Origin of the sequence: Tenacibaculum gallaicum (assembly GCF_003387615.1) — a bacterium.
GTDB lineage: Bacteria > Bacteroidota > Bacteroidia > Flavobacteriales > Flavobacteriaceae > Polaribacter > Polaribacter gallaicus.
On record NZ_QUNS01000006.1, the window covers coordinates 17,343 to 42,536 of the forward strand.

21 protein-coding genes are annotated in these 25,194 nt (G+C 31.6%); 9 read left to right on the forward strand and 12 right to left on the reverse strand.

Annotated elements, in window-relative coordinates:
- The first annotated feature begins 49 nt into the window (after positions 1-49).
- Together pbpC and C7448_RS11365 are read left to right on the forward strand one after the other, a co-directional pair.
- Positions 50-2,404, forward strand: a complete 2,355-nt coding sequence (gene pbpC, locus C7448_RS11360) for a penicillin-binding protein 1C (RefSeq protein WP_115901504.1) — start codon at positions 50-52, stop codon at positions 2,402-2,404.
- A 58-nt stretch (positions 2,405-2,462) separates the two neighbouring features.
- On the forward strand, positions 2,463-4,286 hold the full coding sequence (locus C7448_RS11365; RefSeq protein ID WP_115901505.1) for a cation:proton antiporter: 1,824 nt from the start codon (positions 2,463-2,465) through the stop codon (positions 4,284-4,286).
- Here the strand turns inward: C7448_RS11365 and dnaX are convergent.
- Positions 4,275-5,975: a DNA polymerase III subunit gamma/tau gene (dnaX, locus tag C7448_RS11370; RefSeq protein ID WP_115901506.1), complete on the reverse strand. Its 1,701-nt coding sequence runs from the start codon at positions 5,973-5,975 to the stop codon at positions 4,275-4,277. The genes C7448_RS11365 and dnaX overlap by 12 nt on opposite strands.
- 144 nt (positions 5,976-6,119) lie before the next feature.
- Here dnaX and msrA point away from each other — a divergent pair, with 144 nt between their 5' ends.
- The gene (msrA, locus tag C7448_RS11375; RefSeq protein ID WP_115901507.1) at positions 6,120-6,779 is read left to right on the forward strand and encodes a peptide-methionine (S)-S-oxide reductase MsrA; all 660 of its coding nucleotides are present in this window, start codon (positions 6,120-6,122) and stop codon (positions 6,777-6,779) included.
- 367 nt (positions 6,780-7,146) lie between these two features.
- Here the strand turns inward: msrA and C7448_RS11380 are convergent, their stop codons facing one another.
- The 10 genes from C7448_RS11380 to C7448_RS11425 all read right to left on the reverse strand — a co-directional run bounded on the left by C7448_RS11380 (position 7,147) and on the right by C7448_RS11425 (position 16,840).
- Positions 7,147-7,710: a type 1 periplasmic binding fold superfamily protein gene (locus C7448_RS11380; protein WP_115901508.1), complete on the reverse strand. Its 564-nt coding sequence runs from the start codon at positions 7,708-7,710 to the stop codon at positions 7,147-7,149.
- A 12-nt stretch (positions 7,711-7,722) separates the two neighbouring features.
- Positions 7,723-10,125, reverse strand: a complete 2,403-nt coding sequence (locus C7448_RS11385) for a TonB-dependent receptor (RefSeq protein WP_115901509.1) — start codon at positions 10,123-10,125, stop codon at positions 7,723-7,725.
- Positions 10,126-10,171: 46 nt separating this feature from the next.
- On the reverse strand, positions 10,172-10,483 hold the full coding sequence (locus C7448_RS11390) for a hypothetical protein (protein ID WP_115901510.1): 312 nt from the start codon (positions 10,481-10,483) through the stop codon (positions 10,172-10,174).
- 78 nt (positions 10,484-10,561) lie between these two features.
- Positions 10,562-11,341 carry a TerC family protein gene (locus C7448_RS11395; protein WP_115901511.1) on the reverse strand — a complete coding sequence of 260 codons (780 nt, stop codon included), beginning with the start codon at positions 11,339-11,341 and terminating at the stop codon, positions 10,562-10,564.
- Positions 11,342-11,344: 3 nt separating this feature from the next.
- Positions 11,345-11,785 (reverse strand): hypothetical protein, encoded by a 441-nt coding sequence (locus C7448_RS11400; RefSeq protein WP_245939474.1) that lies wholly within the window; start codon positions 11,783-11,785, stop codon positions 11,345-11,347.
- Positions 11,772-12,359 (reverse strand): adenylate kinase family protein, encoded by a 588-nt coding sequence (locus tag C7448_RS11405; protein WP_115901513.1) that lies wholly within the window; start codon positions 12,357-12,359, stop codon positions 11,772-11,774. Before C7448_RS11405 ends, C7448_RS11400 begins: the two co-directional genes overlap by 14 nt.
- A gap of 3 nt (positions 12,360-12,362) precedes the next feature.
- Complete coding sequence (purB, locus tag C7448_RS11410) at positions 12,363-13,706, reverse strand: adenylosuccinate lyase (RefSeq protein ID WP_115901514.1); 1,344 nt, start codon at positions 13,704-13,706, stop codon at positions 12,363-12,365.
- 528 nt (positions 13,707-14,234) lie between these two features.
- Positions 14,235-14,885: an SLATT domain-containing protein gene (locus tag C7448_RS11415; RefSeq protein WP_115901515.1), complete on the reverse strand. Its 651-nt coding sequence runs from the start codon at positions 14,883-14,885 to the stop codon at positions 14,235-14,237.
- Positions 14,886-15,049: 164 nt separating this feature from the next.
- Entirely contained in the window at positions 15,050-15,949 is a 900-nt protein-coding gene (locus C7448_RS11420; protein ID WP_115901516.1) for a hypothetical protein, read from the reverse strand.
- A 294-nt stretch (positions 15,950-16,243) separates the two neighbouring features.
- Complete coding sequence (locus tag C7448_RS11425) at positions 16,244-16,840, reverse strand: Crp/Fnr family transcriptional regulator (protein ID WP_115901517.1); 597 nt, start codon at positions 16,838-16,840, stop codon at positions 16,244-16,246.
- 71 nt (positions 16,841-16,911) lie between these two features.
- On the opposite strand from C7448_RS11425, the gene C7448_RS11430 reads away from it, so the two are divergent.
- Positions 16,912-17,322, forward strand: coding sequence for a group III truncated hemoglobin (locus tag C7448_RS11430; protein WP_115901518.1), 411 nt, complete (start codon positions 16,912-16,914; stop codon positions 17,320-17,322).
- Here the strand turns inward: C7448_RS11430 and C7448_RS11435 are convergent.
- Positions 17,315-17,653 carry a hypothetical protein gene (locus tag C7448_RS11435; RefSeq protein WP_115901519.1) on the reverse strand — a complete coding sequence of 113 codons (339 nt, stop codon included), beginning with the start codon at positions 17,651-17,653 and terminating at the stop codon, positions 17,315-17,317. The two genes, C7448_RS11430 and C7448_RS11435, sit on opposite strands and share 8 nt — an antisense overlap.
- A gap of 129 nt (positions 17,654-17,782) precedes the next feature.
- On the opposite strand from C7448_RS11435, the gene C7448_RS11440 reads away from it, so the two are divergent.
- The 5 genes from C7448_RS11440 to C7448_RS11460 all read left to right on the forward strand — a co-directional run bounded on the left by C7448_RS11440 (position 17,783) and on the right by C7448_RS11460 (position 25,188).
- Positions 17,783-19,801, forward strand: a complete 2,019-nt coding sequence (locus tag C7448_RS11440) for a VWA domain-containing protein (protein ID WP_245939475.1) — start codon at positions 17,783-17,785, stop codon at positions 19,799-19,801.
- Complete coding sequence (locus C7448_RS11445) at positions 19,801-19,980, forward strand: CPXCG motif-containing cysteine-rich protein (protein ID WP_115901677.1); 180 nt, start codon at positions 19,801-19,803, stop codon at positions 19,978-19,980. The genes C7448_RS11440 and C7448_RS11445 overlap by 1 nt, the downstream gene beginning before the upstream one ends.
- A gap of 5 nt (positions 19,981-19,985) precedes the next feature.
- The gene (locus C7448_RS11450; protein ID WP_115901520.1) at positions 19,986-20,384 is read left to right on the forward strand and encodes an acyl-CoA thioesterase; all 399 of its coding nucleotides are present in this window, start codon (positions 19,986-19,988) and stop codon (positions 20,382-20,384) included.
- A 33-nt stretch (positions 20,385-20,417) separates the two neighbouring features.
- Positions 20,418-20,756: a hypothetical protein gene (locus tag C7448_RS11455; RefSeq protein WP_115901521.1), complete on the forward strand. Its 339-nt coding sequence runs from the start codon at positions 20,418-20,420 to the stop codon at positions 20,754-20,756.
- A 121-nt stretch (positions 20,757-20,877) separates the two neighbouring features.
- Positions 20,878-25,188: a CusA/CzcA family heavy metal efflux RND transporter gene (locus tag C7448_RS11460; RefSeq protein ID WP_115901522.1), complete on the forward strand. Its 4,311-nt coding sequence runs from the start codon at positions 20,878-20,880 to the stop codon at positions 25,186-25,188.
- The last annotated feature ends 6 nt before the right edge of the window (positions 25,189-25,194 follow it).

Below are 25,194 nucleotides of genomic sequence, written 5' to 3' on the forward strand. Positions count from 1 at the left end.
ACTAGATGTTTGTTATAAACTTTATACTTTTGAGATATATAAGTTGTCTATGAAAATTGTTTTTAACTTTTTAAAACAGCATAAAATTAAAGTTATCATTATAAGTGTTTTTATGGTAGCTTATTATTTCTGTTTACCTAAAAATTTATTCGATAATCCAACATCAACAGTCGTAACATCAAAAAATAATGAATTGTTAGGAGCTGTTATTGCTAGTGATGGTCAGTGGCGATTTCCTGAGTTAGATTCTGTTCCTAAAAAATTTGAACATTGTATTTTACAATTTGAAGACGCTTATTTCTACAAACATCTTGGATTCAATCCTATTTCAATAGGAAAAGCGATGGTAGAAAATATAAAAGCAAAAAAAGTTGTCCGAGGTGGTAGTACATTAACGCAGCAAGTAATTCGTTTATCACGAAAAAACAAAAAACGTTCCTATTTTGAAAAGCTGCAAGAGTTAATATTAGCCACTCGTTTAGAATTTCGTCACTCCAAAAAAGAAATTTTAAATCTGTATGCTTCACATGCACCTTATGGAGGAAATGTTGTTGGGTTAGAAATGGCTTCGTGGCGTTACTTTGGATTAAAACCATATCAGTTATCATGGGCAGAAACGGCTACATTAGCGGTATTGCCAAATGCCCCATCATTAATTTATCCAGGGAAAAATCAACAAAAGCTAAAAAATAAAAGAAATAGGTTACTACAAAAGTTACACGAAGAAGGAATTATAGATCAAATTACGTATGATTTAGCGATTGAAGAAGAATTACCACAAAAACCATATCCATTACCTACGGTAGCACCACATTTTGTGCAAGAAGTAACTAAAAAGTATAGAGGACAACGCGTAAAAAGCTCTATTGATATTCATTTACAAAGGCAAATAAATAATTTAGTAAAACAACACTACTTCCGTCAAAAACAAAATGAAGTCTACAATATGGCGGTATTGGTGTTAGATGTTAAAACAAGAAAAGTACTGTCTTATGTAGGGAACTCTCCAACCGATAAAGCGCATCAAAAAGATGTGAATAATATTAATGCTCCAAGAAGTACAGGAAGTACTTTAAAGCCTTTTTTATATGCACAAATGCTACAGTCAGGAGATTTATTACCCAATCAATTAGTAGCAGATGTACCAACAGAGATTGCAGGATATTCTCCGAAAAATTTCAATTTAACTTTTGATGGAGCAGTTCCTGCGAACGAAGCATTGACACGTTCGTTGAATATTCCTTCAGTACGTATGTTACAACGATATGGATTGGAAAAATTTAGAGAAGATTTAAGAGCATATCATATTAAAGATATTAATAAATCAGCAGATTATTATGGACTTTCATTAATTTTAGGAGGAGCAGAAGCCAGTTTGTGGGATTTATGTAAAACTTTTGCAGGATATGCAGGAATTGTAAATCACTATGAAGAATTAAAACATAAGTATTATCAAAAAGAATTTGTAGAACCTAGTTTTTTGTCTGATGGAATTCCAAATTTTGGTGAGATTCAGGAGGATTATACAACTTTAGATGCTGGGGCTACATTTTTAACGCTAAATACTTTAATTGAGGTAAATAGACCTTATACAGATCAAGCTTGGAAGTACTATGATTCGTCCCAAAAAATAGCGTGGAAAACAGGGACAAGTTTTGGGAATAAGGATGCTTGGGCAGTTGGAGTTACCCCAAATTATGTGGTAGGGGTGTGGATAGGAAACTCTGATGGAGAAGGACGCCCTGATCTCACGGGAGTTGGAAGCGCAGCTCCACTAATGTTTAATGTTTTTGATGTATTACCAAAATCTAATTGGTTTTTAGAACCCTATGAAGATTTAATTGAAGCAGTTATTTGTGAGAAAAGTGGATTTTTAGCCAAAACTATTTGTCCATCAACAGTAACCAAAAGAGTTCAAAAAAGTGCAATGAAAGCTAAATCATGTCCATATCATCAAGAAGTAACAGTAGATGCATCTGAAAAATATAGAGTGAACTCAAATTGCGAATCAATTTCCAACATGGTAACAAAACCATGGTTTGTATTGCCACCATTAATGGCATATTATTATCAGCAAAATAATGCAGATTATAGATCACTTCCTAAGTTTAGGTCAGATTGTAACCAGTTGGAAAGTAATACAATGGATTTTGTTTTTCCTGCCAAATATACCTCGAAAATATCTTTAACAAGAGGAGAAAACAATAAGCTAAATCCTATAATTTTAAAGCTTACACACGCTAATGCAGAGGCAAAAGTGTATTGGTATTTAAACAAACAATTTATAGGAATAACAGAACAGTATCATGAGCAAGCAGTTATGCCAAAAAGCGGAACTCATATAGTAACGGTTATAGATGATTTTGGTAATGAGTTGAAGAGAGTTATTGAAATAAAAAATTAAATAAATATAAATAGGGTTTAATTAAAAGCTGTATTTTTAGTTTTTTTAAATATAAAATATGTTAGAACTAGCAGGGATAATTATACTTGGAATTTTAGCACAATGGGTAGCTTGGAGGTTTAAAATTCCAGCAATTTTACCTTTAATCTTAATAGGATTACTTGTAGGCCCTATTGCAGCAGAGTTTTTTAATGATGATGGAAGTAAATGGATAGAGCCTGTTTGGGATGGTGAAAAAGGATTATTCCCCGGCGACGGGCTGTATTATTTTGTATCACTATCTATTAGTATTATTCTTTTTGAAGGAGGATTAACCTTACGACGTGGTGAAATAAAAAATATAGGACCTGTTATTACAAAATTAATAACATTAGGATCGGCAATTACCTTTTTTGGAGGCGCTATAATCGCTCATTATGTGTTTGGTTTAAGCTGGGAATTATCGTTTTTATTTTCAGGATTAATAATCGTTACAGGACCTACGGTAATAACACCAATTCTTAGAAATATACCGCTTAAAAAAGATGTTTCGGCAGTTTTAAAATGGGAAGGAATATTAATAGACCCCATTGGAGCTTTAGTGGCCGTACTTGTTTTTGAATTTATAAGTGTAGGAGGAGGCGCAGGTTTTACAGGAACTGCCTTGTTAGAATTCTTAAAAATAATCCTTTTCGGAACCACTTTCGGGTTCACTTTTGCCCATGCTTTAATATTTGTAATCAACAAAAAATGGGTGCCACACTACTTATTAAATGTAGTTTCTTTATCCACAGTTTTATTAGTGTTTGTAGAGTCAGAGTTATTTGCTCATGAATCAGGACTACTAGCTGTTGTAGTAATGGGAATGGTGTTAGGAAACAGTAAACTAAAGAATTTAAAAGAAATATTATACTTTAAAGAGTCATTAAGTGTCTTATTAATTTCTATTCTATTTATTTTACTATCAGCAAATATTGATTACAAAGAATTAACACTATTGTATGAATGGAAAACACTGCTTTTATTTGCTTTAATAGTGTTTGTAATACGTCCGTTAGCGGTATTTTTAAGTACATCTAAATCTAATTTAAAAACAAATGAAAAACTATTTATTAGTTGGGTAGGGCCAAGAGGTATTGTTGCCGCTGGTATTGCTTCGTTATTTGGTAGTAAGTTATTAAAACAGGGAATTGAAGGATCTGAGTATATAACACCTTTGGTATTTATGGTGGTGTTAGGAACTGTTTTGTTAAACGCTACTACAGCAAGATTGTTTGCTAAATTAGTTGGCGTGTTTTTAAAGCGTTCAAATGCAATAATGATTGTTGGGGCTTCAGATTTAGCTAGAATGATTGCTAAATACTTAAAACAAAATCAAAGAAGAGTAGTATTGATTGATTCCAATATTGAAAATGTAGAAAAAGCAAAGGAAGAAGGGTTGGAGTCAATTGAAGTAAATATTTATGACGATCAACTTACAGATAATATCGAACTTAATGATGTAGGGTATTTAATTGCAATGACAGGAAGTGATTCCATTAACAAATTTGTAATCTCAAATTTCTCATCAATTTTTGGAGAACAGGGTGCTTATCGTTTAGCAACGTCACAAGAAGTTATTACAAAAGATTATGAAGATGAAGATCATTTATTTACTATAGAAGATGATTATATTAATTTAATGGAAGCTGTAAGAGAGTTTCCTGAAATTCACGAAACAGTAGTCAATTCTATTGAAGATTATAAGAAGAAGATTGAAGAAATTAATCGAGATCAAAAATCAATACCAATCTTTGTTAAGAGTCAGAAGAATGAAATTTTATTAATTTCAGAATTTGAGAAAAAAGTAAAGAAAATAGAAGATTGGAAGTTAGTTTACGTGGGGAAGAATTTAAACATCTAACCCAAAAGTATTCTTTAGCTTCTCAATTAACGGATTTTTTTCTTTTAGTTTGTCGTACTTCTCTTGAGGAGTATAGGCAAACTTTTTTTCTACAGTTTCATTTACAATAACATTGATTTGAATACCGTAATTGTTTAGTTTCTCACGTAAAAAACGTAATAACTTAGGTTTTCCTTTTTCAAGTTGAGATTTCATTAAATCGTTAGGTAATGAAAAAACAATGGTAAAATCCTCTTGTAGTTTAGGTTCATCTGAAGCTAAAATAGCGGCTATACTTCGCTCTCCAAAATTCTGAAGTTGAAAATAATATTTTTTCCAAGCATCTTTTAACTCATCTTGATTAAAAGGAGTTCTAGGATGATTGTCGTAATTCTCTTCTATATCTATGTTACTTTTTACTTCTTTCTTTTGCTGTAAACTTTTAAAAGATAAAGCAGAGGTACGTCGTTTAATATTTTTTAAAACTGGTTTAGCAGGAGTTTCTTTTGCTGCTGAAGCTGTTACAGGTGTAGCTTCAACTTTTTTAGGGGTTTTTGCAACAGCAGGTTTCACCTCAGTTTTTTTAATTGAGGGAGATAAAGCGGTAAAAAAAGTAGCGGGAATTATGTAGTTGCTAGATTTTTTTTTTGCTCCATCAAAAGTGATAGAGGCAATTTGCATTAAAGTAAGTTCTACCAATAACCGTTGGTTTTTACTTCCTCGGTATTTCAAATCGCAATCGTTTGCCTTATCTATAGCAGGGAGCAAAAACTGCATACTAGCTTTAGACGCTTGTTCTAAGTACTTCTTTTTTGTATTGTCTCCAATCTCAAGTAAAGCTATGGTAGCTTGGTCTTTTGCTACTAGCAAATCTCTAAAGTGAGAAGCTAAACCATTTATAAAATGATGTCCCTCAAACCCTTTTCCTAACACATCATTAAAAGCCATTAAAACTTCTGGAATTTTATTTCCAAGTAACAAGTCAGTAATGTTAAAATACACATCGTAGTCTAACACATTTAAGTTTTGAGTAACTGCTTCACGAGTTAAATTACTACCAGAAAAACTTACAACTCTATCAAAAATAGAAAGCGCATCACGCATAGCACCGTCAGCTTTTTGTGCAATTACATGCAAGGCATCATCTTCAGCAGTAATATTTTCTTTAGCACATATGGTTTTTAAATACTCTTTAGCATCTAAAACACCAATACGTTTAAAGTCAAAAATTTGACAACGAGATAGTATTGTTGGAATAATTTTATGCTTTTCTGTAGTTGCTAAGATAAAGATAGCATGCGCTGGCGGTTCTTCTAAGGTCTTTAAAAAGGCGTTAAAAGCAGCTTGTGAAAGCATGTGAACCTCATCAATAATATACACCTTGTATTTTCCTGTTTGAGGCGGAATACGAACTTGGTCAGTTAAATTACGAATATCATCAACAGAGTTGTTAGAGGCCGCATCTAATTCAAAAATATTGAAAGCAAAATCTTCATCATCAGTAGTTGCATCTTCTTGGTTAATACGTTTAGCCAAAATACGAGCACACGATGTTTTACCAACTCCACGAGGTCCTGTAAATAATAAAGCTTGTGCTAAATGGTTGTTTTGTATCGCATTTTCTAACGTATTGGTAATAGCTTGTTGCCCTACCACATCTTCAAAATTTTGAGGACGATATTTACGTGCCGATACTATAAAATGTTCCATTAAAATCTACTGTTTACGTAAACAAAAATAGAAAACACAAAGGCAACACACAAACAAATTTCTTAAGGAAATATTAAAGTTGTAAACAATTGTAAAAAATGTATTCTTTGTACGACCAACTAATATATAAACAGGACTAATTATATGAAGATATTTAAGGTAGTAACAGCATTTGCAGCTATTGTTTTAGTGATAACGCTATTGAGTTTCTCGCAAAAAAAAGAAGAAGAAAAACAAAGAAAGACATCAGAAAAAGTACTTTCAGAAACAAAAGTAGCTTACTTTGCAAGTGGTTGTTTTTGGTGTGTAGAAGCAATTTTTGAAAGTGTAAATGGAGTAGAGGAGGCTGTATCAGGATATGCAGGAGGACACACTAAAAACCCAACGTATAAAACTATAGGAACAGGTCGTACAGGACATGCAGAATCCGTAGCAGTATATTACAACCCTAAAAAAGTTAGTTTTCAAACGTTAGTAACGGTGTTTTTTGGTTCACACGATCCAACCACCAAAAATGGACAACATCCAGATTATGGTTCACAATACCGATCAATAGCTTTTTACAAAACAGAAGAGGAAAAGCAAATATTAGAGAATACTATTAAAAGGTTAAATAAAGATGTGTATCAAGGGAAAATAGTTACGGAGGTTAAAAAGATGGAGAAGTTTTATCCTGCGGAAGAGTATCATCAAAACTATGAACGTTTGCACCCAGAGAATCCGTATGTGCAAAAAGTTTCAATTCCTAGACTAAATCGGTTTAAACGCAAGTTTCCGGAATTGCTTAAAAAGGAAAAGCATTAAAAACTTTATTAAGTTAAAGTTTGTTTATATAAAAGCTCCCCAGTAGCAGTGTTACTGGGGAGTTATTTTTTATAGAGTGAAGTTTATTTCTTAAACAATATTTCTACCAGGGTAAAAAAATATTATCAGGAGTAAATTTTTTGGGTGAATGTAACTGATCGTGCAGGACATACAGAATCGTTAGCTGTGCATTGCAATACGGAAAAAGGAGTTTTCAATTCCTCGACTAAATTGGTTTAAGCGTAAGTTTCCGCAATTACTTAAAAAAGAAGAGAACTAAAAACTTTACCAAGTTAACGTTGGTTTAAATATAAAGCCTCTTAGCAGCATAGTTACTAAGAGGCTTTTATAATATGTATTGTTATAATTATTGTATTTCTACAGGTAATGAAACTTGTACATCTGTTTCTCCACCAGCATTGGTAATATCACCATCTTTAACATTGGCAGCACTTTTATTAGGCTCATGTCTTAAGATAAAAACATAATTTCCGCTTCCAGCTTCACCAGTTGCAACCGTAAAATTAATACCTACAGGATTTCCATTGGTATCATTATCACCAGCATAAGAGAAAGTACTTGTTACACCTGTTTGGCTATAAAAGAACTGGTGTTCATCTGCTTCTTCAGCAACTTCTTCAGTAATATTTTCAGCTGGATCTTCTAATTCGTTTAATAAGGTAATTTCTCCATTATATGTTGTGTTTGCACTTAAAGTACCTCCTGTAACTATTGGATCGTTAGGACCATCACCATCTAAATCTCTACTTTGTAATGTAACGGTGTCACCACCTTCTTGTGGAGTTAATTTAATAGTTACTGTAGTAATAACTTCTTCTTCGTTAACTGGTACTGGATCATCATCACTAGAACAAGAAGTAATTGCTAATGCAGAAGTAAATAATATGGCTAATAATTTAATATTTTTCATTTTAAATGTTTTTTAATAATTAATTTTTAGTTGAACTTTAAAGTTTCTTCCTAAGTCGTCAGCAAAATATCGTAATCTATTTAAATAATTTCGGTAAGATTTGTTTAAAATGTTATCCACATATAAGTTAATGTTAACTTTTGTTTTATTGAGTTTAAAATCAAATCCTGAAGAAAAGTTTAATAAATGGTATGCTGCTGGAGGTGTGCTAATATCAACAAGTACATTTTGATTTAATGTAGGAATAAAGGCATTAAAATTATTATTAGGGTACTTGTTTTGTTTTGCGTTGTATTCGCTTTCGATAGAAGCATAAAAATTTTGCCAACTTTCTTTTTTAAAAGCTAGCGAAGTTACTGTTTTAAAAGGAGGGATGTCTATTAACGGTCTATCGTTAGATACATCGGTACCTCTTAAAAATGAACTTTTGTTTGTTAACACAAAATTATTATTAATGTTGTATTGAGCGCTGGCATCAATACCAAATAACTGTGCGTTAACTTGTTTATAAGACCAAACAGAAAAAGTACCTCTGTTAGTAGTTTCTTGTCCGCTTGGTTCTATGTAAATAAAATCTTTAATATGATTGTAAAAAGCTTCTAAATTAAGATTTACCTTTTTATTAGTATACTTGTAAGAGGCTGATAACCTATTAGAAGTTTCTGTTTTAATACGTAAATCTCCTAATTCTATTCTAGCAGCAGAGTGGTGCAATCCATCGCTAAATAGCTCTGATGGATTTGGCGCTCTGTTTGCTAAACCGTAATTAAACATAAAAGAATTATGATCATTTGCATTATAGGTAATACCTACAGAAGCTGATACATTATGATAAGTAAACGTTGGATTTGTTAGTAGTTGTGAACCAGATACGTTTGGATCGATAACTATACTGCCAAAATCATTTTGATAATTTAAATTATCCCATCTAGATTGTTGATAGAATTTTTTAGCATCAATATGATTAAAATCATATCTAACACCTGTTGTTATATACAATTTATCAAACGTTAAATTAGAAATAGCATAGGCTCCAAAAGCATATTTATCATAATCGGGTATTAATCGTCTAACTTTAGTTATTGGATCAGAAAAATTTGATTGATACAAACCATTTATACCAAATTTATAAATTTGGTCTGTATTTGAATCTAAATACAAATCAGATTTAAAACTATGAGTTTTTAGTTTTAAGTCTACTGCTTGTAAGTTTTTTCTATCACCAATTCGTTTATCAAATTCAAACCTATGATTTACTTGATAATCATATTGTAATGATAGTTTACCAAAAGCTTTAAATCGTTTGTAAAATTTAGTTTTGAAAATTTGATGAGTTACTTCTTGTTTTGGATTATTAATAGTATAGCCAAAGTCATCAATAATAAGTGGTTGTTTACTATTAATTGCATTCAGCAAATCGGTAATATTACCAAAGTGAGAAGCACTTAATATACCAACTTGATTATCTAAGTAACTATAAAACAAATCAAAACCTTTTTCAAACTTATGAAAACCTGTGTTAACAGTAAATGCTTTTGAATTAATAGCTGTATTGGTAAGTTTATAGTCTGCAGCATCAAAATCACCAGCTCTTTTATACGATGCTTGTCCGTTTACATACCAACCAGTTTCATAATTTTTATTTACGTTGGTTGCTACTGAGAATAAACGACCATTGGTTTGTTGTGATATAATAGTTTTACCAAACAAAGTATCTTTAAGAATATTGTTTTTTGGGTTAAGTATTACCACACCACCAATAGCATCACCTCCGTATTGTAAAGCATTTGCTCCTTTAATTACAGAAATTGAGTTAGCAGCATTAATATCAATATTCGGAGCATGTTCTACACCCCACTCTTGATCTTGTAATCTAACATCGTTAAAAGACACCAAAACTCTACTACCATGTAACCCATTAATAACAGGTTTAACTATGCTATTACCTGTATTAATTGATGAGACTCCAGAAATATTTTTAAGGGCGTCTCCTAAAGTAGCGTCACTATTTTTTTCTAAAACACTTGATTTTAACACTGTTTCTTGTGCAGTTTTAGTTTTTAAGCCCGTAACACCTTTTATATTTACTTCATTTAGTTCTTCTTCATGATGTTCTAAATCAATAACTAAATAAGTGTTTTTAGTAATGTTACGTTCAATAATTTGTGACTCACAAGCTACATGTGATACTTCAACTATAATTTTACCAGAACATACATTTTTAATTGTAAACTTTCCTTCAATGTTTGTAACAGCATATTTATTTTGATTTTTAATATATACCGTAGCTCCTATAATAGGAGACTTATCATGAAAGTCTTCAACTAAACCAGAAAATGTATATTCACATTTTTGACCATATGCTGTAGAAAAAAATACGAGCATTAGCATCAAAATGATACAATTTGATTTCATATAAAGATTTTATATTATTTTTTTAAATTTTAATTTTTTGTAAAACTTAAAAAGGAGGTGCTCTAGAAGATCTTTTATCAGCATATATAAAAGAGATTAACTGAGGTTGAGTCTCATAATCTAATTTATAAAAGTGTTGCGGAATAACTGCAAAATTTTCAGCAGTACGATATGTAAATGTGTTAAATTGATAGTGAACTAAAGAACAATCAAGTTCTTGCGCATGGAAGTGATGCTCATTTGTAGAAGAACAGACTGTATGCTCATGATTTTCAAATAAGTGTATCGTTAAAACTACAGTTGGTAATAGTAGAATTAATATACTTAGTAAAGCAATATGTTTTTTTAGTTGAATCACAAGGAACAAAAGTATAAAAAATAAAACCTAATAGAAATTAACTATTAGGTTTTATTTTTTTATAGTCTTAATATTTTCTTAATGCTTTTTTGAATTCCCTCGCATTTTCATATTTAGCATTTCTACTACTAAAGAAAAAGTAATAGCAAAATATAAATAGGCTTTAGGGATACTCCCTATTTCTTCTCCAAAAAGAGTAGCATGAGATAGATGTGCTCCTTCTGCAATAAGCATGAATCCAATTAAGATTAAGAAAGACAATCCTAACATTTGAATGGTTGGGTGCTTGCTTACAAATTTTCCTACTGGATTTGCAAATAACATCATAATAACCATAGATAATACAACAGAAGTAATCATAATAACCATAGCACCTTCAATACCATTAGTCATTCCTACAGCTGTTAAAATAGAGTCAAAAGAGAAAACAATGTTAATTAACGTAATTTGTATAATAGCTTGCGTTAATGTGTATCCTTTTTTAGGCTTACCATCATTTTCATCTTCAGCATACCCTTCAACTTTATGGTGAATTTCTTTAGTACTTTTATATAGAAGGAATATTCCACCGGCAAATAAAATTAATGCCTGCCCAGTAACTCCAGCTTTGAACCAAGATAAATCAATGTTAAAAAAAGGAGAGTTCATAGCAATAAGCAATGAAATACCAAATAGCAGCAAAATACGAAGTACCATGGCTAAGAACAGCCCAATATTAGTTGCTTTTTTTTGTTGATTTTCAGGTAGCTTATTTGCAGCTATTGAGATAAAAATAATGTTATCAATACCTAATATAATTTCTAAAAAAGTTAAGGTTACTAAAGCACCCCACGTATCAGGTTGTAAGAAAATTTCCATAGTTTATTGTACTTTATATACAGTTCCTTTTTGTTTAAAGTTAGAATAGCCAATTTTTGCGGTAAAACTATAAGAGCTATCAGTAACTTTAGTTATTTGAACAAATATTGGATCTTTATCTAAATCAGTTTTAGGATTTTTCATTCGCAGAGTATATGCGAAATTATTTTTCCATTTGATGTAGAGTGTATCTATATGCTTTATTTCTTTTTCAGTAACTAAGCTGTCAGTAGAAATACTTACTTTTTTAGTATACTCTTCTATTTGTAAGCTATCTTTTCTTACAATAGTTGTTTTTCCGTAGTTATCACCAGCAGGAATTTCAAATGTTCCGTGAACGAAACGTGTTGGGTCTCCTTTTTTCTCAGTATTACAAGATGTTATAATTAACATGCAAAAAAAGAAAAAGACTTTAGATAGAAATAAAAAGTTAGCTTTTTTCACTTTCTAGATTATTTAGTTTTTGATAAATTATTTCGTAAATTTCTTCTACAGATTGATTTCCATCTACCTCAATAGTTGTTACTCCTTGTTCTTTGATGAAATTAATAGCCTGTTTAGTAAGATTAACAAATTCATCAATCCTAGTTAAAACTGTGTTTTGGTTTTCATCATCTTTTCTGTTTTCTTCAATTGCCCTTATTTTAGCTCTTTCTAACAAAACATCTTTAGGAACTTTTAAATGGATAATTAAATCTATAGCATTCTGATCTTTTTCTAGAAAATTGATTAAATGCTTTGCTTGTTTAATGTTTCTAGGATAGCCATCAAAAAGAAAATTGTTTTTATCATTTTGATTGGTATAAAATTTCTCTACTATTTCCATAACTAAATCGTCTGGAGCAAGTAGACCTTTACTACTGTATTCTTCAGCTTCTAAGCCTAAAACACTTTTTTTAGCTTTTTCTTTTCTTAACACATCTCCAGTAGAAAGATGTGTTAAGTTAAAATCATTTATTATTTTTTTTGATTGGGTTCCTTTACCAGCCAATGGAGGCCCAAAAATTATAATGTTCATGGATTATATACCTGTGTAATTAGATGGTGTAATTTGTTTTAATTCATTTTTAATCGCCTCAGAAACCTCTAAAGTATCAATAAAATTAGCGATAGAATCTTTGTTGATTTTTTCGTTCGTACGAGTTAATCCTTTTAAAGCTTCATATGGATTTGGATACGCTTCACGACGTAAAATAGTTTGAATAGCCTCAGCAACTACCGCCCAGTTATTTTCTAAATCTTCAGCAAACTTAGCTTCGTTTAATAATAACTTGTTTAATCCTTTTAAGGTAGAAGCAAAACCAATTAACGTATGTCCAAAAGGAACACCAACGTTACGTAATACCGTACTATCCGTTAAATCACGTTGTAATCTTGAAAGCGGTAACTTAGCAGATAAATGCTCAAAAATAGCATTGGCAATACCTAAGTTTCCTTCAGAGTTTTCAAAATCAATAGGATTTACCTTGTGGGGCATTGCAGATGAACCAACTTCACCTTTCTTGATTTTTTGTTTAAAGTAGTCGTTAGAAACATACGTCCAAACATCACGATCTAAATCAATTAAAATCGTATTTACACGCTTTAATCCGTCGTATAAAGCTGCCATATGGTCGTAGTGCTCAATCTGCGTAGTAGGGAAGGAGTGGTGTAATCCTAAAACCTCCTCAACGAAATGAGTTCCGAAGTTTTTCCAATCGATATCTGGATATGCTACTTTGTGTGCATTGTAATTACCCGTAGCCCCACCAAACTTTGCTGCGTGTGGTGTATGTTGTATGTGAATAACTTGATTGTTAATACGCTCTACAAATACAAAAAACTCTTTTCCTAAACGAGAAGGAGAGGCTGGTTGCCCGTGAGTTCTTGCTAACATAGGTACGTTTTCCCACTCTTCAGATAAATCAGCTAATTTGCAAACTAAGGTATCTAAAGTAGGGTAGTATACTTCTTCCATCGCATCTTTAATAGATAATGGAATAGCAGTATTGTTAATATCTTGAGACGTTAATCCGAAGTGGATAAACTCCTTATACTTATTCAAGTTTAGCTTGTCAAACTTTTCTTTAATAAAGTACTCAACAGCTTTTACATCGTGATTGGTAACGCTTTCAATTTCTTTGATTTTTAAAGCATCTTCAGCAGAAAAGTCTTCATAAATTTTACGTAAATCAGTGTATAAATCTTTGTTGAAATCGGCTAACTGAGGTAATGGAATTTCACATAAAGCAATGAAATATTCAATTTCTACCTTTACACGATATTTTATTAAAGCTTCTTCTGAAAAATAGTTCGCTAAGCTTGCTACTTTGTTACGGTATCTACCATCAATAGGAGAGATGGCGTTTAATTCTGTTAAGTTCATGTTTTGTTGTTGTGTTGAAAGGCACAAAAATAGAAAATACTTCCCTTTTTTTAGAGATAAACTACAGGAATTTTAGTACTTAAAGTTGAATTTCTTTTATTGCTCGGGCTTTAAAACTTTCGTAATCAAATTTATTGTCTTCCATATCCATAAATCTATTAATTTTTATGATTTATGACACACTTTGTTGAATACTCCCCATCAGCGCGTCACGCTGAGCTTTCCTCAAAGCAACGAAACCGTCAGCGCATTACGCTGAGCTTTCCTCAACACAACGAAACCTTCAGCGCGTCACGCTGGTCTTTTCTCAACGCAACGAAACTATCAGCGAGTTTCGCTGGTCTTTCCTCAACGCAACGAAACTATCAGCGACCCATGCCGTGATGTTAACGGAGCATGCCACAATATTAGCGAGCTTTCACTAAGCTTTTCTCACAGATATGTTAATACAATAAAACGTGTAGAGAACTTTATGAATGAATTGTTGCTATGGGGGTAGCCTATGTTGTAAAACGTTTACTGTTAATGTTAGATAAATATTATGAGTAAAATTATAATTAAAGGAGTTAGTATAATCATAGATAAATACCAGGCGTAAATATTCAACTGTAAATCACGCTTTATTTTGTTTATTTCTTCTTTATTTTCAAATTCTTCTCCGAAATAATCTAAATTTTTTATTCTAAATGTATCATAATCGATATCATCGTGGTTATCATATTTATTTAATATCATCTGGTACTTATCGTTTATTTCAGAGCAAAATTCAGCTATTTCTGATTCACTTTTCTCACCTTCTAAGGTTTTAAAAGTTCTTAATCTATTATAAATTTCGCCTAATTCAAGTCCACAACTATGAAAATTGTAAGCTTTTAGTTTGTAATTCTGATTATTCTCGTGCATACTTACAACAAGTAAAAGTATAGATAGAGCAGTAACTAAGTAATTGATAATATTATTATCAGAATTTTGATTTATATTGTAAACAGAGAATAAACTGGCAATAATTAAATAAGCTGATATAATTGATATACTGATATTAGATAACTTTGATTTTTTCTTGAACCTACTATCTGCATTGAATCTTGTTCCTTTTGTACACCATATTTTATGATTTAATTCTTCAAGAAAAGTTTTATCTAGATATTCTTTAGATTTTTTTCTTTTTTTTTCAGACATTATTTTTTCTAAATTTTATTTTAATGTTTTACAACGGTCTCGTATAAAAGTAGTAGTAGATTTTTTAAACACTAACTTTTCGGTTAAACACAGAGCTTTTTATGTTTACTTACTTTCGTTTTAGCGATTAAACTGCCATTATTTTTATACGGTGTTGTAGGTAGTTATTTTAATAGATTTTTAATTTCTCTTTCCCACATATTTCTATGAATAAACCTGTTTGTGTGTAAATCTCCGTCTAAAATTTCTTTTTTCGAAAGTTTAGATAGTTCTTCCCAATTATTTCCGAAAACATAAGTTGCATTCCCGAAATGTACACTTTCTAAAAGGTAAATGTTTTTATCAGGAAATCCAAAAATCATATAACCATGAAATCCAGCATTCCCAATGGCTATGAAGTCAGGTGAATATTGATTTATTAGACTTGTTCTTCTTTCAATTTTCTCTTTTTTCTCTTTTGAATAGTTATACTTAGAAATGACTTCTCCAACTTTATCTTTCAATTCACTCCAAGGATATTTTCCTTGTGGTAATATATTCCAATTTAGTCTTTTAATATTTTTGAAAGATGGAGTAAGGTCATCTTTTAAAACCTCACATTCTCCAAATAATTCTAAAAATAAATTGATGATATGTTTGGTTTGAAACTCATTCGAGTTGTTATTCTTTAATTTTGGTGAAACAATTATTTTCTCTCCATTATTTTCAATAATAGTTAATTCAATACTTGGTGCTGGAATAGGTTTTCTTTGATATCGTTCATAAGGAACATCTACAAAATGAGTATAACCGTGCCAATCAGTCATTTCCACTTCTCTATAAACTGTTTCTTTTGGCAAGTCAGTTAGTTTTTCAAAACTTCCATTTGCATTAAAGTCAGAAACTTTTCCTAAAGATGAAGGAAGAACTTGTTCTCCAACATTTAATGAGGTTGAAAATCCTGATTCTATCAATTTTGTTAAATCAATTTCGGAACTTTTAATTCCTATGTAAAACTCTTTGTTTGAAAGAATTCCAATTAAGTATCTTTTTGGAGTTCTTATTCTTTTTCCTTTAATTTTCATCTTTTCGTTTTTTTTAATTACTTACAACTCGTTATATGTCAAACTTTAGTTGTTTTATCCTGACAAAATCTTGGGATGACATAAAGTTTAGCAATTTTTATACGTTACCAAAGATATTAAAATCAATAGGTTACCTAAAATAAAGTTATTAACGAGTTATTGTTATTTGTTAATTAGTTATACAATTCCAACAAACTTACTACAAGGTGTGTACAAAATCTTACGGAATTCCATAAGTCTATTAATTTTATGGTTTATGACACACTTTATTAAAGGGTCACTTTAAAGAAAGCTTTAACGATATACCTTTCGTTTGCTAATTTTTACGTCTCCCTTTTTTTCTAAAGATTTTATGACTCGAATTACGGTTTCTACACGTAAACCTAAAATATCAGCTATTTGCTGACGTGTATAAGCTACTTTAAACGAGTATTTTCCTTCAACTTTGTATACATCGTCTTTTAAATAGTCAATAAAGCGGAGTACTCTGTGGGCAGGCTCTTGACTCGATATTTCGGAAGCAATAATAGCTTTGTAATACAAACGTTTTGCTAAACTTTGAGTGATTTTTAAGTGAATTTCAGGATTATCTTGCAGTAATTTAAACAGGTTGTTTTTAGACAAGGCTAGAATTGTACTGTCAGAAATTGCCACTGCATTAGCAGGATATTTTACATCGATAAATAAAGGTGGCTCACCAAAACTTTGGTTTTTATAAAATACGCCTTGAATAAACTCTTTGCCATCATCATTAAAATTATTCATTTTAACCACTCCGCTTACTATTTGGTAGTAGTAGTGTGCGGTTTGTTTTTCAGAGAAAATAATCTCGTCTTTTTGAAAACGTTTCGTTTCAGCGGTATATTTTAATAAGAGTTCTTCTGGAATCATTATGATTTAAGTCATAAATTGCAATTGCATAAAGATATACTTTTGTAGCGTATTTCAACAACGATTTGTAAATGGATAAAAGAGACATAGAAAATAGGGAAGATGTGTATAAGTTAGTATCAACCTTTTATAATGATAAAATTAGAAAGGATGATTTTATAGGGCCTATATTTTTAAAAACAATACCAGAAGAAACCTGGGAACCTCATTTGCAAAAACTCACCGATTTTTGGGAAACGAATTTGTTTTTTGTTAGAAAGTTTAAAGGAAACCCAATGAAAGCACATAAAGATGTAGATAGGGATTTTGAGTATGCTATTTACCAAGAACACTTTGGACGCTGGTTGCAATTGTGGTTTGAAACGGTTGATGAACTTTTTGACGGAACAAAAGCGCATGAAGCCAAAGAAAGAGCACGAAACATAGCCTCTATGCTCTTTTTTAGAATGTTTGAGGCAAAGCCTAAACCTACAACTACGTAGTAAGTAGGTAAAAAATCAACGAAATATTACCAAGTATATTAATAATAAATGCCCATGCAATTATTTTAAAAGGTTGTTGGCTTATGGCAGTAGCATTAGCGCCCATAGCGGTTACACAAGCAAAAATTAGGGCAAATAAATGAACCTCTCCATCTATAGCTAAAGCAGCAGTTATGGAGGCTATCATTGAGCCTACAGTAATTAATATAATAGATATACCAATACTGTTTTGTTCTCCTTCAGCAATTTTTTTATTGATGTAAGCCGTAATTCCCATATTATTTGTCTTTTGAAGTGTTTTTTCAGCGGTTAAGTTTTCAGTGGTTACCATACATATTAGTTTTTAGTAAAATTATGTAATTGATTGCTAGTTTTTTATGACCGAGGTCATAAATGAAAAAGAAGAAAAGGTCTTTTTATTTGTCAGATATTTTTATCTTCACATACTAAAATAAGCTGAGTGGAGTCAACAACTATAATTTACATTGTATTAGCCGTATTCATAAGCGTAGCCATTGCTTTTTTTCAATATTTCTATAAGGTAAAAAGAACTCCTAAAGTACACATCTTACTTTTTAGCTTAAAAGCCCTAAGCCTCTTTTTAATAGGATTGCTATTTATCAATCCGAAGATAACAACTCTTGAAACGGAGAACATAAAACCGGTGTTATCTGTATTGGTAGACAACTCACTATCTACTCAGTTTTTTAAAGAAGAAAAGAAGGTTGAAGAATCTCTTTCAAAAATTAAAAGCAACCAAGAACTTCAAAATAAGTTTGACGTTCAGTATTTTTCGTTTGGGAATGATATTAAAGTGTTGGATAGTTTATCGTTTGCTGAAACACAAACCAATATTTCAAAAGCAATTGAAGCTGTTAATGAGTTAAATAAAGGTAAAAAAGCAGCTACCATTTTAATAACCGATGGAAACCAAACCCAAGGGAATGATTATGAGTTTTTATCAACAAAGCATAAAGTATTTCCCGTAGTTATAGGAGATACCATTAAGTACCAAGACATTCAAATTTCACAGTTAAATGTGAATAAGTATAGTTATGTAAAGAATAAGTTTCCGGTTGAAGCGTTGTTGTATTATGAAGGAAAAGAAGTTGTTAATACTACTTTTACAATCATAAAAAACGGGAGCAGAATTTTCTCAAAAAGAGTACGCTTTTCACCAGAAAATCCTGTACAAACTGTTACTGCTAATTTAGTGTCTACTACCAAAGGAGTGCACTATTATACAGCATCCATAAGTAGTATAGCCAATGAAAAAAACACGAAGAACAATCATAAAAGCTTTTCAGTTGAAGTTTTAGATGAGCAAACCAAGGTTTTACTATTAAGTTCTTTTTTGCACCCAGATTTAGGGGCGCTTAAAAAAGCGATAGAGAGCAATAAACAACGCAAAGTAGACATTGCTTTGATTCAAGATAGAAATATAGAGTTAGACGCATATCAGTTTTTTGTTATGTATCAACCTAACAGTTATTTTAAAAGTACTTTAGAAAAAATACAATCTAACTTTTTACTGGTTTCAGGAACTAAAACAGATTGGAACTTTTTGAATAGTCAAGGTTTGGGAGTTCAAAAAAGAGCCATCAATCAAAAAGAAGAATATACCGCTATTTACAATGCAGATTTTCTAACTTTCTATCAAGAAGATATAGGCTTTAGTCAATTTCCACCATTAAAAGATAAGTTTGGAAAAGTACAGCTTAAAAAAGAATCTCAAAGTTTGTTGTATCAAAAGTATGCAGGAGTAGAAACCACACAACCATTATTGTCAACCTTTGAAGAAAATGATAAAAAACATGCAGTACTATTTGGAGAAGATATATGGAAATGGAGAGCTGCGAGTTACTTAAAAGAGAAAAATTTTGAAAGCTTTGATGCGTTTGTAGGAAATTTGGTTCAGTATTTAGCATCCACTAAAAAAAGGAAGCGTTTAGAGGTAAAAGCACAACGCTTGTATGCAGCGAATGAACCTATAACCATAGGTGCATTTTATGTTGATAAAAACTATCAGTTTGACAGTAGGGCTTCTTTAGAGTTAACGGTAACTAACTTAGAAACAAAGGTAAAAAAGAGTATTCCGTTTTCTTTATTTAACAACTCGTATCAAGTTTCAGTTGAAGGCTTAGCTTCAGGAGAATATTCATATACCGTAACTGTACAGAACCAAAATATAAGTAGCTCAGGAAGGTTTAAGATTGAAGATTATCAGATAGAAGAGCAATTTACCAATGCGAACTTTAAGAAATTAAAACAACTGGCCTCAAAAACAGACGGAGCAATTGCTTATGTAGATAAAGTTGACGAATTATTAAAAAAGATACAAGAAGATGCATCTTTTTATACCACACAAAAGTCTATTACCAAAAAACAAAGTTTAGTTGATTGGAAATGGTTGTTATTGTTAATTATAGTTTTATTGTCAATAGAGTGGTTTGTTAGAAAATATTATGGTAAAATATGATGTATGAGCACTTTTTTCAATGTCCACATTGTTGGGAAGAAATTTCCATGTTGCTGGATGCTAGTGCATCTGAAACCTATGTAGAAGATTGTGAGGTATGTTGTAATCCTATACAAATAACGTTTACCTTTGTAAATAACGATTTAGTAGCTTTTGAAGCTAAAAATATAGAACAATAAGTACGATGAGATTTCACACACGTAAATGGGTAAAACCAGAAGATTTAAATCCTAACGGAACACTTTTCGGAGGACGATTATTACAATGGATTGATGAAGAAGTAGCGTTGTATGCTATAATTCAGTTAGAAATTCCTAAAACAGTAACCAAGTTCATGTCTGAAATTAACTTTGTTAGTTCAGCAAAACAAGGAGATATTATTGAAATAGGAATAAATGTAGTAAAGTTTGGAACAACGTCTATCACCTTAAGTTGTGAGGTTCGTAACAAAATAACCCGAAAAACAATTATTGCAATAGATAAAATTATCATGGTGAGCTTGGATGGAGAAGGCAAGCCTTTTGCGCATGGTAAAACAAAAATTGAGTATGTTAAGGATAGATTGGATAATGAAGATTCATAAATTTTTATAATTTTGTAACTCTAAATTAGATTAGTGAAAAAAAGCATCATCATATTATTAACCTTACTGTTAATTGTGCCTCCTTTACAGGCACATACTGATGCTGTGGTTTTTGTAGCTGAATCAGAAGTGCATCATGATGTGTTGAATGAAGATCATCAAGATGAGCATCATCAACATGATACTGAAGAAGAAAAAAACAAAGAACATCACCATCATTGTAACGTAATTACTGTTACAGCAGATTTTATTCCGATTGATTATAGTTTTGATATTCCTGTCTTTTTTGAAATAAGAAACAGGATTAACTTCTATCAAAACACCTACTATAACTCGTACTTATCGGCTATTTTCCAGCCACCTAAGTCTTAATTCTATTTTATTATTAAAAACAGCAGTAGCTCTTGTGTAAACAAGAACTACGAACTGTCGTACCGATTATTTAATAATAACCGGTAAAAATTATGTTACAATAGAATTAAATCAATACAAAATGTTAGATAACATTATAAAATTTTCAATTAAAAATAAATTGATTATTGGAGCGTTGGTTGTTGCATTGATAGGCTGGGGAGTATATTCTCTAAAACAATTGCCTATAGATGCCGTACCAGATATTACCAATAATCAGGTGCAAATAATAACATCAGCACCCTCACAATCAGCCCAAGATATAGAACGTTTAGTTACGTTTCCTATAGAAATTACCATGTCAAACATTCCTGATATCGAAGAGATTCGTTCTTTCTCTCGATTTGGATTAAGTGTCGTTACGATTGTTTTTAAAGAAAGTACCGATATTTATTGGGCACGTCAACAAATTAGCGAACGGCTTATTGAAGCTAAAGATCAAATACCAGAGGGTGTTGGAACACCAGAAATGGCACCAGTAACCACAGGATTAGGAGAAATATATCAATACACACTCTATGCTAAAAAAGGATATGAAAAGCAGTATGACGCAATGGAACTACGATCTATTCAAGATTGGATTGTTCGTCGTCAATTGCTAGGAATAGAAGGAGTAGCTGATGTAAGTAGCTTTGGAGGTTTTTTAAAACAATACGAAGTAGCTATTCAACCAGAACGTTTACAATCATTAAATGTTAGTATTAATGAAGTTTTTGAGGCACTATCTAAAAATAATCAAAATACAGGAGGAGCGTATATAGATAAAAACCCCAAAGCATATTTTATTAGAAGTGAGGGGTTGATAAAAACTCCAGAAGATATCCAAAATATTGTCGTAAAAAACAATACAAACGGAACGCCTATATTAATGAAAGATATAGGAAAAGTTCAGCTAGGACACGCGGTGCGATATGGAGCAATGACAAGAAATACCGATGGAGAAGTAGTCGGTGCTATTGTAATGATGTTAAAAGGAGCCAACTCTTCAAAAGTAATTGAAAATGTTAAAGAAAGAATAGCTCAAATAGAAAAAAGTTTGCCTGAAGGCGTTGCTATTAAGCCTTTTTTAGACCGTACCAAATTAGTAAATAAAGCCATAAAAACGGTATCAACAAACCTTATAGAAGGAGCACTAATTGTAATCTTTATTTTGGTATTGTTGCTAGGAAACTTACGAGCAGGGTTAATTGTAGCATCTGTAATTCCTTTAGCAATGTTGTTTGCCATCAGTTTAATGAATGTGTTTGGCGTTTCTGGAAACTTAATGAGTTTAGGAGCTATTGACTTTGGTATTATTGTAGACGGTTCTGTAATTATTGTAGAAGCAACACTGCATCATTTGGGGTTAAAAAAATCTGGAACCCAATTAACCCAAAATCAAATGGATGATGAAGTGTACGAATCAGCTTCAAAAATAAGAACAAGTGCTGCTTTTGGAGAAATCATTATCCTTATTGTGTACTTACCAATTCTTGCCTTAGTAGGTATTGAAGGAAAAATGTTTAAACCAATGGCATTAACAGTAAGTTTTGCAATTTTAGGAGCATTTTTGCTATCGCTTACTTATGTACCTATGGTGAGTTCGTTGTTTTTAAAGAAAACAATAAACAACAAAAGGAATATTTCAGATAAAATCATAACAGCGATACAAAACGTATACACACCAATTCTCAATTTTGTGTTAACTCATAAAGTAAAAGTAGTAATAGGTTCAGTAGCTATTTTTATACTCAGTTTAGTCACTTTTTCTAAAATGGGATCAGAGTTTATTCCTTCGTTAGATGAAGGAGATTTAGCAGTACAAGCTATTGTTTCAACCGGAAGTTCACTTTCATATACGATTGATGTTTCAAATCAAGCATCAACACTATTAATGAAGGAATTTCCCGACGAAATAGAGCAAATTGTAAGTAGAATTGGTTCTTCGGAAATACCTACAGACCCAATGCCAATAGAGGCTTCAGATATTATTATAGTTCTAAAAGAAAAAGATGAATGGACAAAAGCTAGTACAAAAAATGAGCTTACTGAAAAAATGCAACAATTGTTAGATGAAAACTTGTTAGGTGTTTCTTTCGGTTTTCAACAACCTATTCAAATGCGATTTAATGAGTTAATGACAGGGGCTAGGCAGGATGTTGTACTAAAGATTTATGGAGAAGATTTAGATAAATTAGTAAAGTATGCCAATCAATTGAGTAGAATTATTCCAGATGTAGAAGGGGCGGAAGACGTGTATGTTGAAAAAATGACTGGACTACAACAAATCGTAATTGATTATAATCGAAGCCAATTAGCGTATTACGGACTCAACATTTCTGATGTTAATACAGTGGTAAACACTGCTTTTGCAGGACAAACAGCAGGTTCAGTATATGAAGGTGAAAAACGCTATAACTTGGTAGTACGTTTAGCAGAAAATAAAAGAGCTAGTATTGAAGACATTCGTAAACTATACATTACAACTTCAACAGGAGCGCAAATTCCTTTAACAGCAGTGGCGTCTGTAGATTTTAAAACAGGTCCGAATCAAATTCAAAGAGATGATGCTAAACGAAGAATAACTGTTGGTTTTAATGTAAGAGAGCGCGATGTAGCTAGTATTGTTAAAGAATTAAAAGGCAAAGTTTCAGATAAAATAGCATTTGATCCAGGATACTATATTACGTATGGAGGAACTTTTAAAAACTTGGAAGAGGCTCGCGCCAGATTAGGAGTTGCAGTACCAGCTGCTTTATTGCTCATCTTTTTGTTACTGTATTTTACGTTTAAATCCATTAAACAGAGTGTATTGATATTTACAGCCATACCGATGTCTGCCATTGGAGGAATTTTCGCTTTATGGTTGCGTGATATGCCATTCTCAATTTCAGCAGGAGTAGGTTTTATAGCTTTATTTGGTGTAGCGGTGTTAAATGGAATTGTTTTAATTGCTGAATTTAACCGATTAAAGGCTTCAGGAATATTAGACCTTACTGAAATAGTAAAAAAAGGAACATCGGTGCGTTTACGTCCTGTAATTATGACTGCAGCTGTAGCGTCGTTAGGTTTTTTACCTATGGCACTATCATCGTCAGCAGGAGCAGAGGTACAAAAGCCTTTGGCAACGGTAGTAATAGGAGGGTTGATATCAGCAACTTTATTAACCTTACTTATTTTACCTGTGTTGTATATGCTTTTTGAAAAGAAAGTCAATCTAAAAATGAAAAAAGGTATGGCAACTATTATGGTATTTGCTGCCAGTATTTTCAGTACCCAAGCTCAAGAAGTTCCTCAAAAGTTGACCGAACAGCAAGTTATTGAGCTAGCTTTACAAAAGTCGGTGTTGATGAAAAAATCAGCTCTAGCAATCGAAAAATCGAAAGTAGAAATAGGTAAAGCGATTGATTTGAAGCCTACAACAGTTCAATATCAAGATGTTGGGGTAGCCAATGGCATTGCAGAAAAAGAATGGTCTGTTAATCAAAATTTCGGTTCAATTTTAACACATGTCCAAAAAAAGAAGTTGGCTAAAGAGAAAAATACTTTAGCAACCATTAATAATAGTCTGTCTAAAAAAGAAACAGTAAGAAGAGCCAGAAGATTATACCAACAATGGAACTATTTATATGGTTTGTTATCTTTAATGGAAGAACAACAGGTAAGTACAAATCAAATAAAATCAATTGCAAAAACGTTGCATGCTGCTGGAGAAATAGGAGGATTAGAAAACGATTTAACCTCTTTACAGTCGTTAGGTGTACAGTCACAAAAGAACAAAAGATACAAAGACTTTATTCAAGTAGAAAATGAACTAAAACAGTTGTTACAAATTGATTATGTAATACAACCATTTAAAAAGCTACCAGAAAAAAAGGACTTTTTAATTCAAAAAGACTCGTTATCAAATGACTTTATTAAAGGTTTAAAGCAACAAAATATGGTAGCAGCTAAAAATGTATCGGTAGCAAAATCAACATACTTTCCTGCTTTAACGGCTGGTGTAATTAATAGAAAAACAGGAAATGAAAACAGTTATACAGGTTTTAATGTAGGAGTGAATATTCCACTTTCTTTTTGGTCTAATAATGCAAAAATTAAAGAGCAAAAGATTATACAAGAAGAAATAGCGTATGAAAACAACAATAAGGCCATGGTTATTCAAAATAATTTTAAAAGCCTGCAAGAGCAGCTTATTTATTTAAATAAAGAGTTGGTAAGTATTCACACAACAGTTACACAAGCAGAAAGGTTTATAAAAAAACTACAGCTAGCTTATAAGGTTGGTGAAATTGATGCCTATCAATACAATCAGAGTTTTACCGCTTATTTTCAAGTAATGCAAAATTACCTATCACTGGTTAACAACTTTAACCAGACTGTAATAGCCTACGAATTTTACACAAAAAAATAAAAATAT

Excerpts from the sequence above, each read along its gene's own strand:
- C7448_RS11415 (WP_115901515.1), bottom strand. The coding sequence starts at position 14,885 with ATGTCTGAAAAAAAAAGAAAAAAATCTAAAGAATATCTAGATAAAACT.
- C7448_RS11365 (WP_115901505.1), top strand. The coding sequence starts at position 2,463 with ATGTTAGAACTAGCAGGGATAATTATACTTGGAATTTTAGCACAATGG.
- purB (WP_115901514.1), bottom strand. The coding sequence starts at position 13,706 with ATGAACTTAACAGAATTAAACGCCATCTCTCCTATTGATGGTAGATAC.
- msrA (WP_115901507.1), top strand. The coding sequence starts at position 6,120 with ATGAAGATATTTAAGGTAGTAACAGCATTTGCAGCTATTGTTTTAGTG.
- C7448_RS11395 (WP_115901511.1), bottom strand. The coding sequence starts at position 11,341 with ATGGAAATTTTCTTACAACCTGATACGTGGGGTGCTTTAGTAACCTTA.
- C7448_RS11425 (WP_115901517.1), bottom strand. The coding sequence starts at position 16,840 with ATGATTCCAGAAGAACTCTTATTAAAATATACCGCTGAAACGAAACGT.
- C7448_RS11435 (WP_115901519.1), bottom strand. The coding sequence starts at position 17,653 with ATGGTAACCACTGAAAACTTAACCGCTGAAAAAACACTTCAAAAGACA.
- C7448_RS11460 (WP_115901522.1), top strand. The coding sequence starts at position 20,878 with ATGTTAGATAACATTATAAAATTTTCAATTAAAAATAAATTGATTATT.
- C7448_RS11420 (WP_115901516.1), bottom strand. The coding sequence starts at position 15,949 with ATGAAAATTAAAGGAAAAAGAATAAGAACTCCAAAAAGATACTTAATT.
- pbpC (WP_115901504.1), top strand. The coding sequence starts at position 50 with ATGAAAATTGTTTTTAACTTTTTAAAACAGCATAAAATTAAAGTTATC.
- C7448_RS11385 (WP_115901509.1), bottom strand. The coding sequence starts at position 10,125 with ATGAAATCAAATTGTATCATTTTGATGCTAATGCTCGTATTTTTTTCT.
- C7448_RS11450 (WP_115901520.1), top strand. The coding sequence starts at position 19,986 with ATGAGATTTCACACACGTAAATGGGTAAAACCAGAAGATTTAAATCCT.
- C7448_RS11445 (WP_115901677.1), top strand. The coding sequence starts at position 19,801 with ATGTATGAGCACTTTTTTCAATGTCCACATTGTTGGGAAGAAATTTCC.
- C7448_RS11405 (WP_115901513.1), bottom strand. The coding sequence starts at position 12,359 with ATGAACATTATAATTTTTGGGCCTCCATTGGCTGGTAAAGGAACCCAA.
- C7448_RS11380 (WP_115901508.1), bottom strand. The coding sequence starts at position 7,710 with ATGAAAAATATTAAATTATTAGCCATATTATTTACTTCTGCATTAGCA.
- dnaX (WP_115901506.1), bottom strand. The coding sequence starts at position 5,975 with ATGGAACATTTTATAGTATCGGCACGTAAATATCGTCCTCAAAATTTT.
- C7448_RS11430 (WP_115901518.1), top strand. The coding sequence starts at position 16,912 with ATGGATAAAAGAGACATAGAAAATAGGGAAGATGTGTATAAGTTAGTA.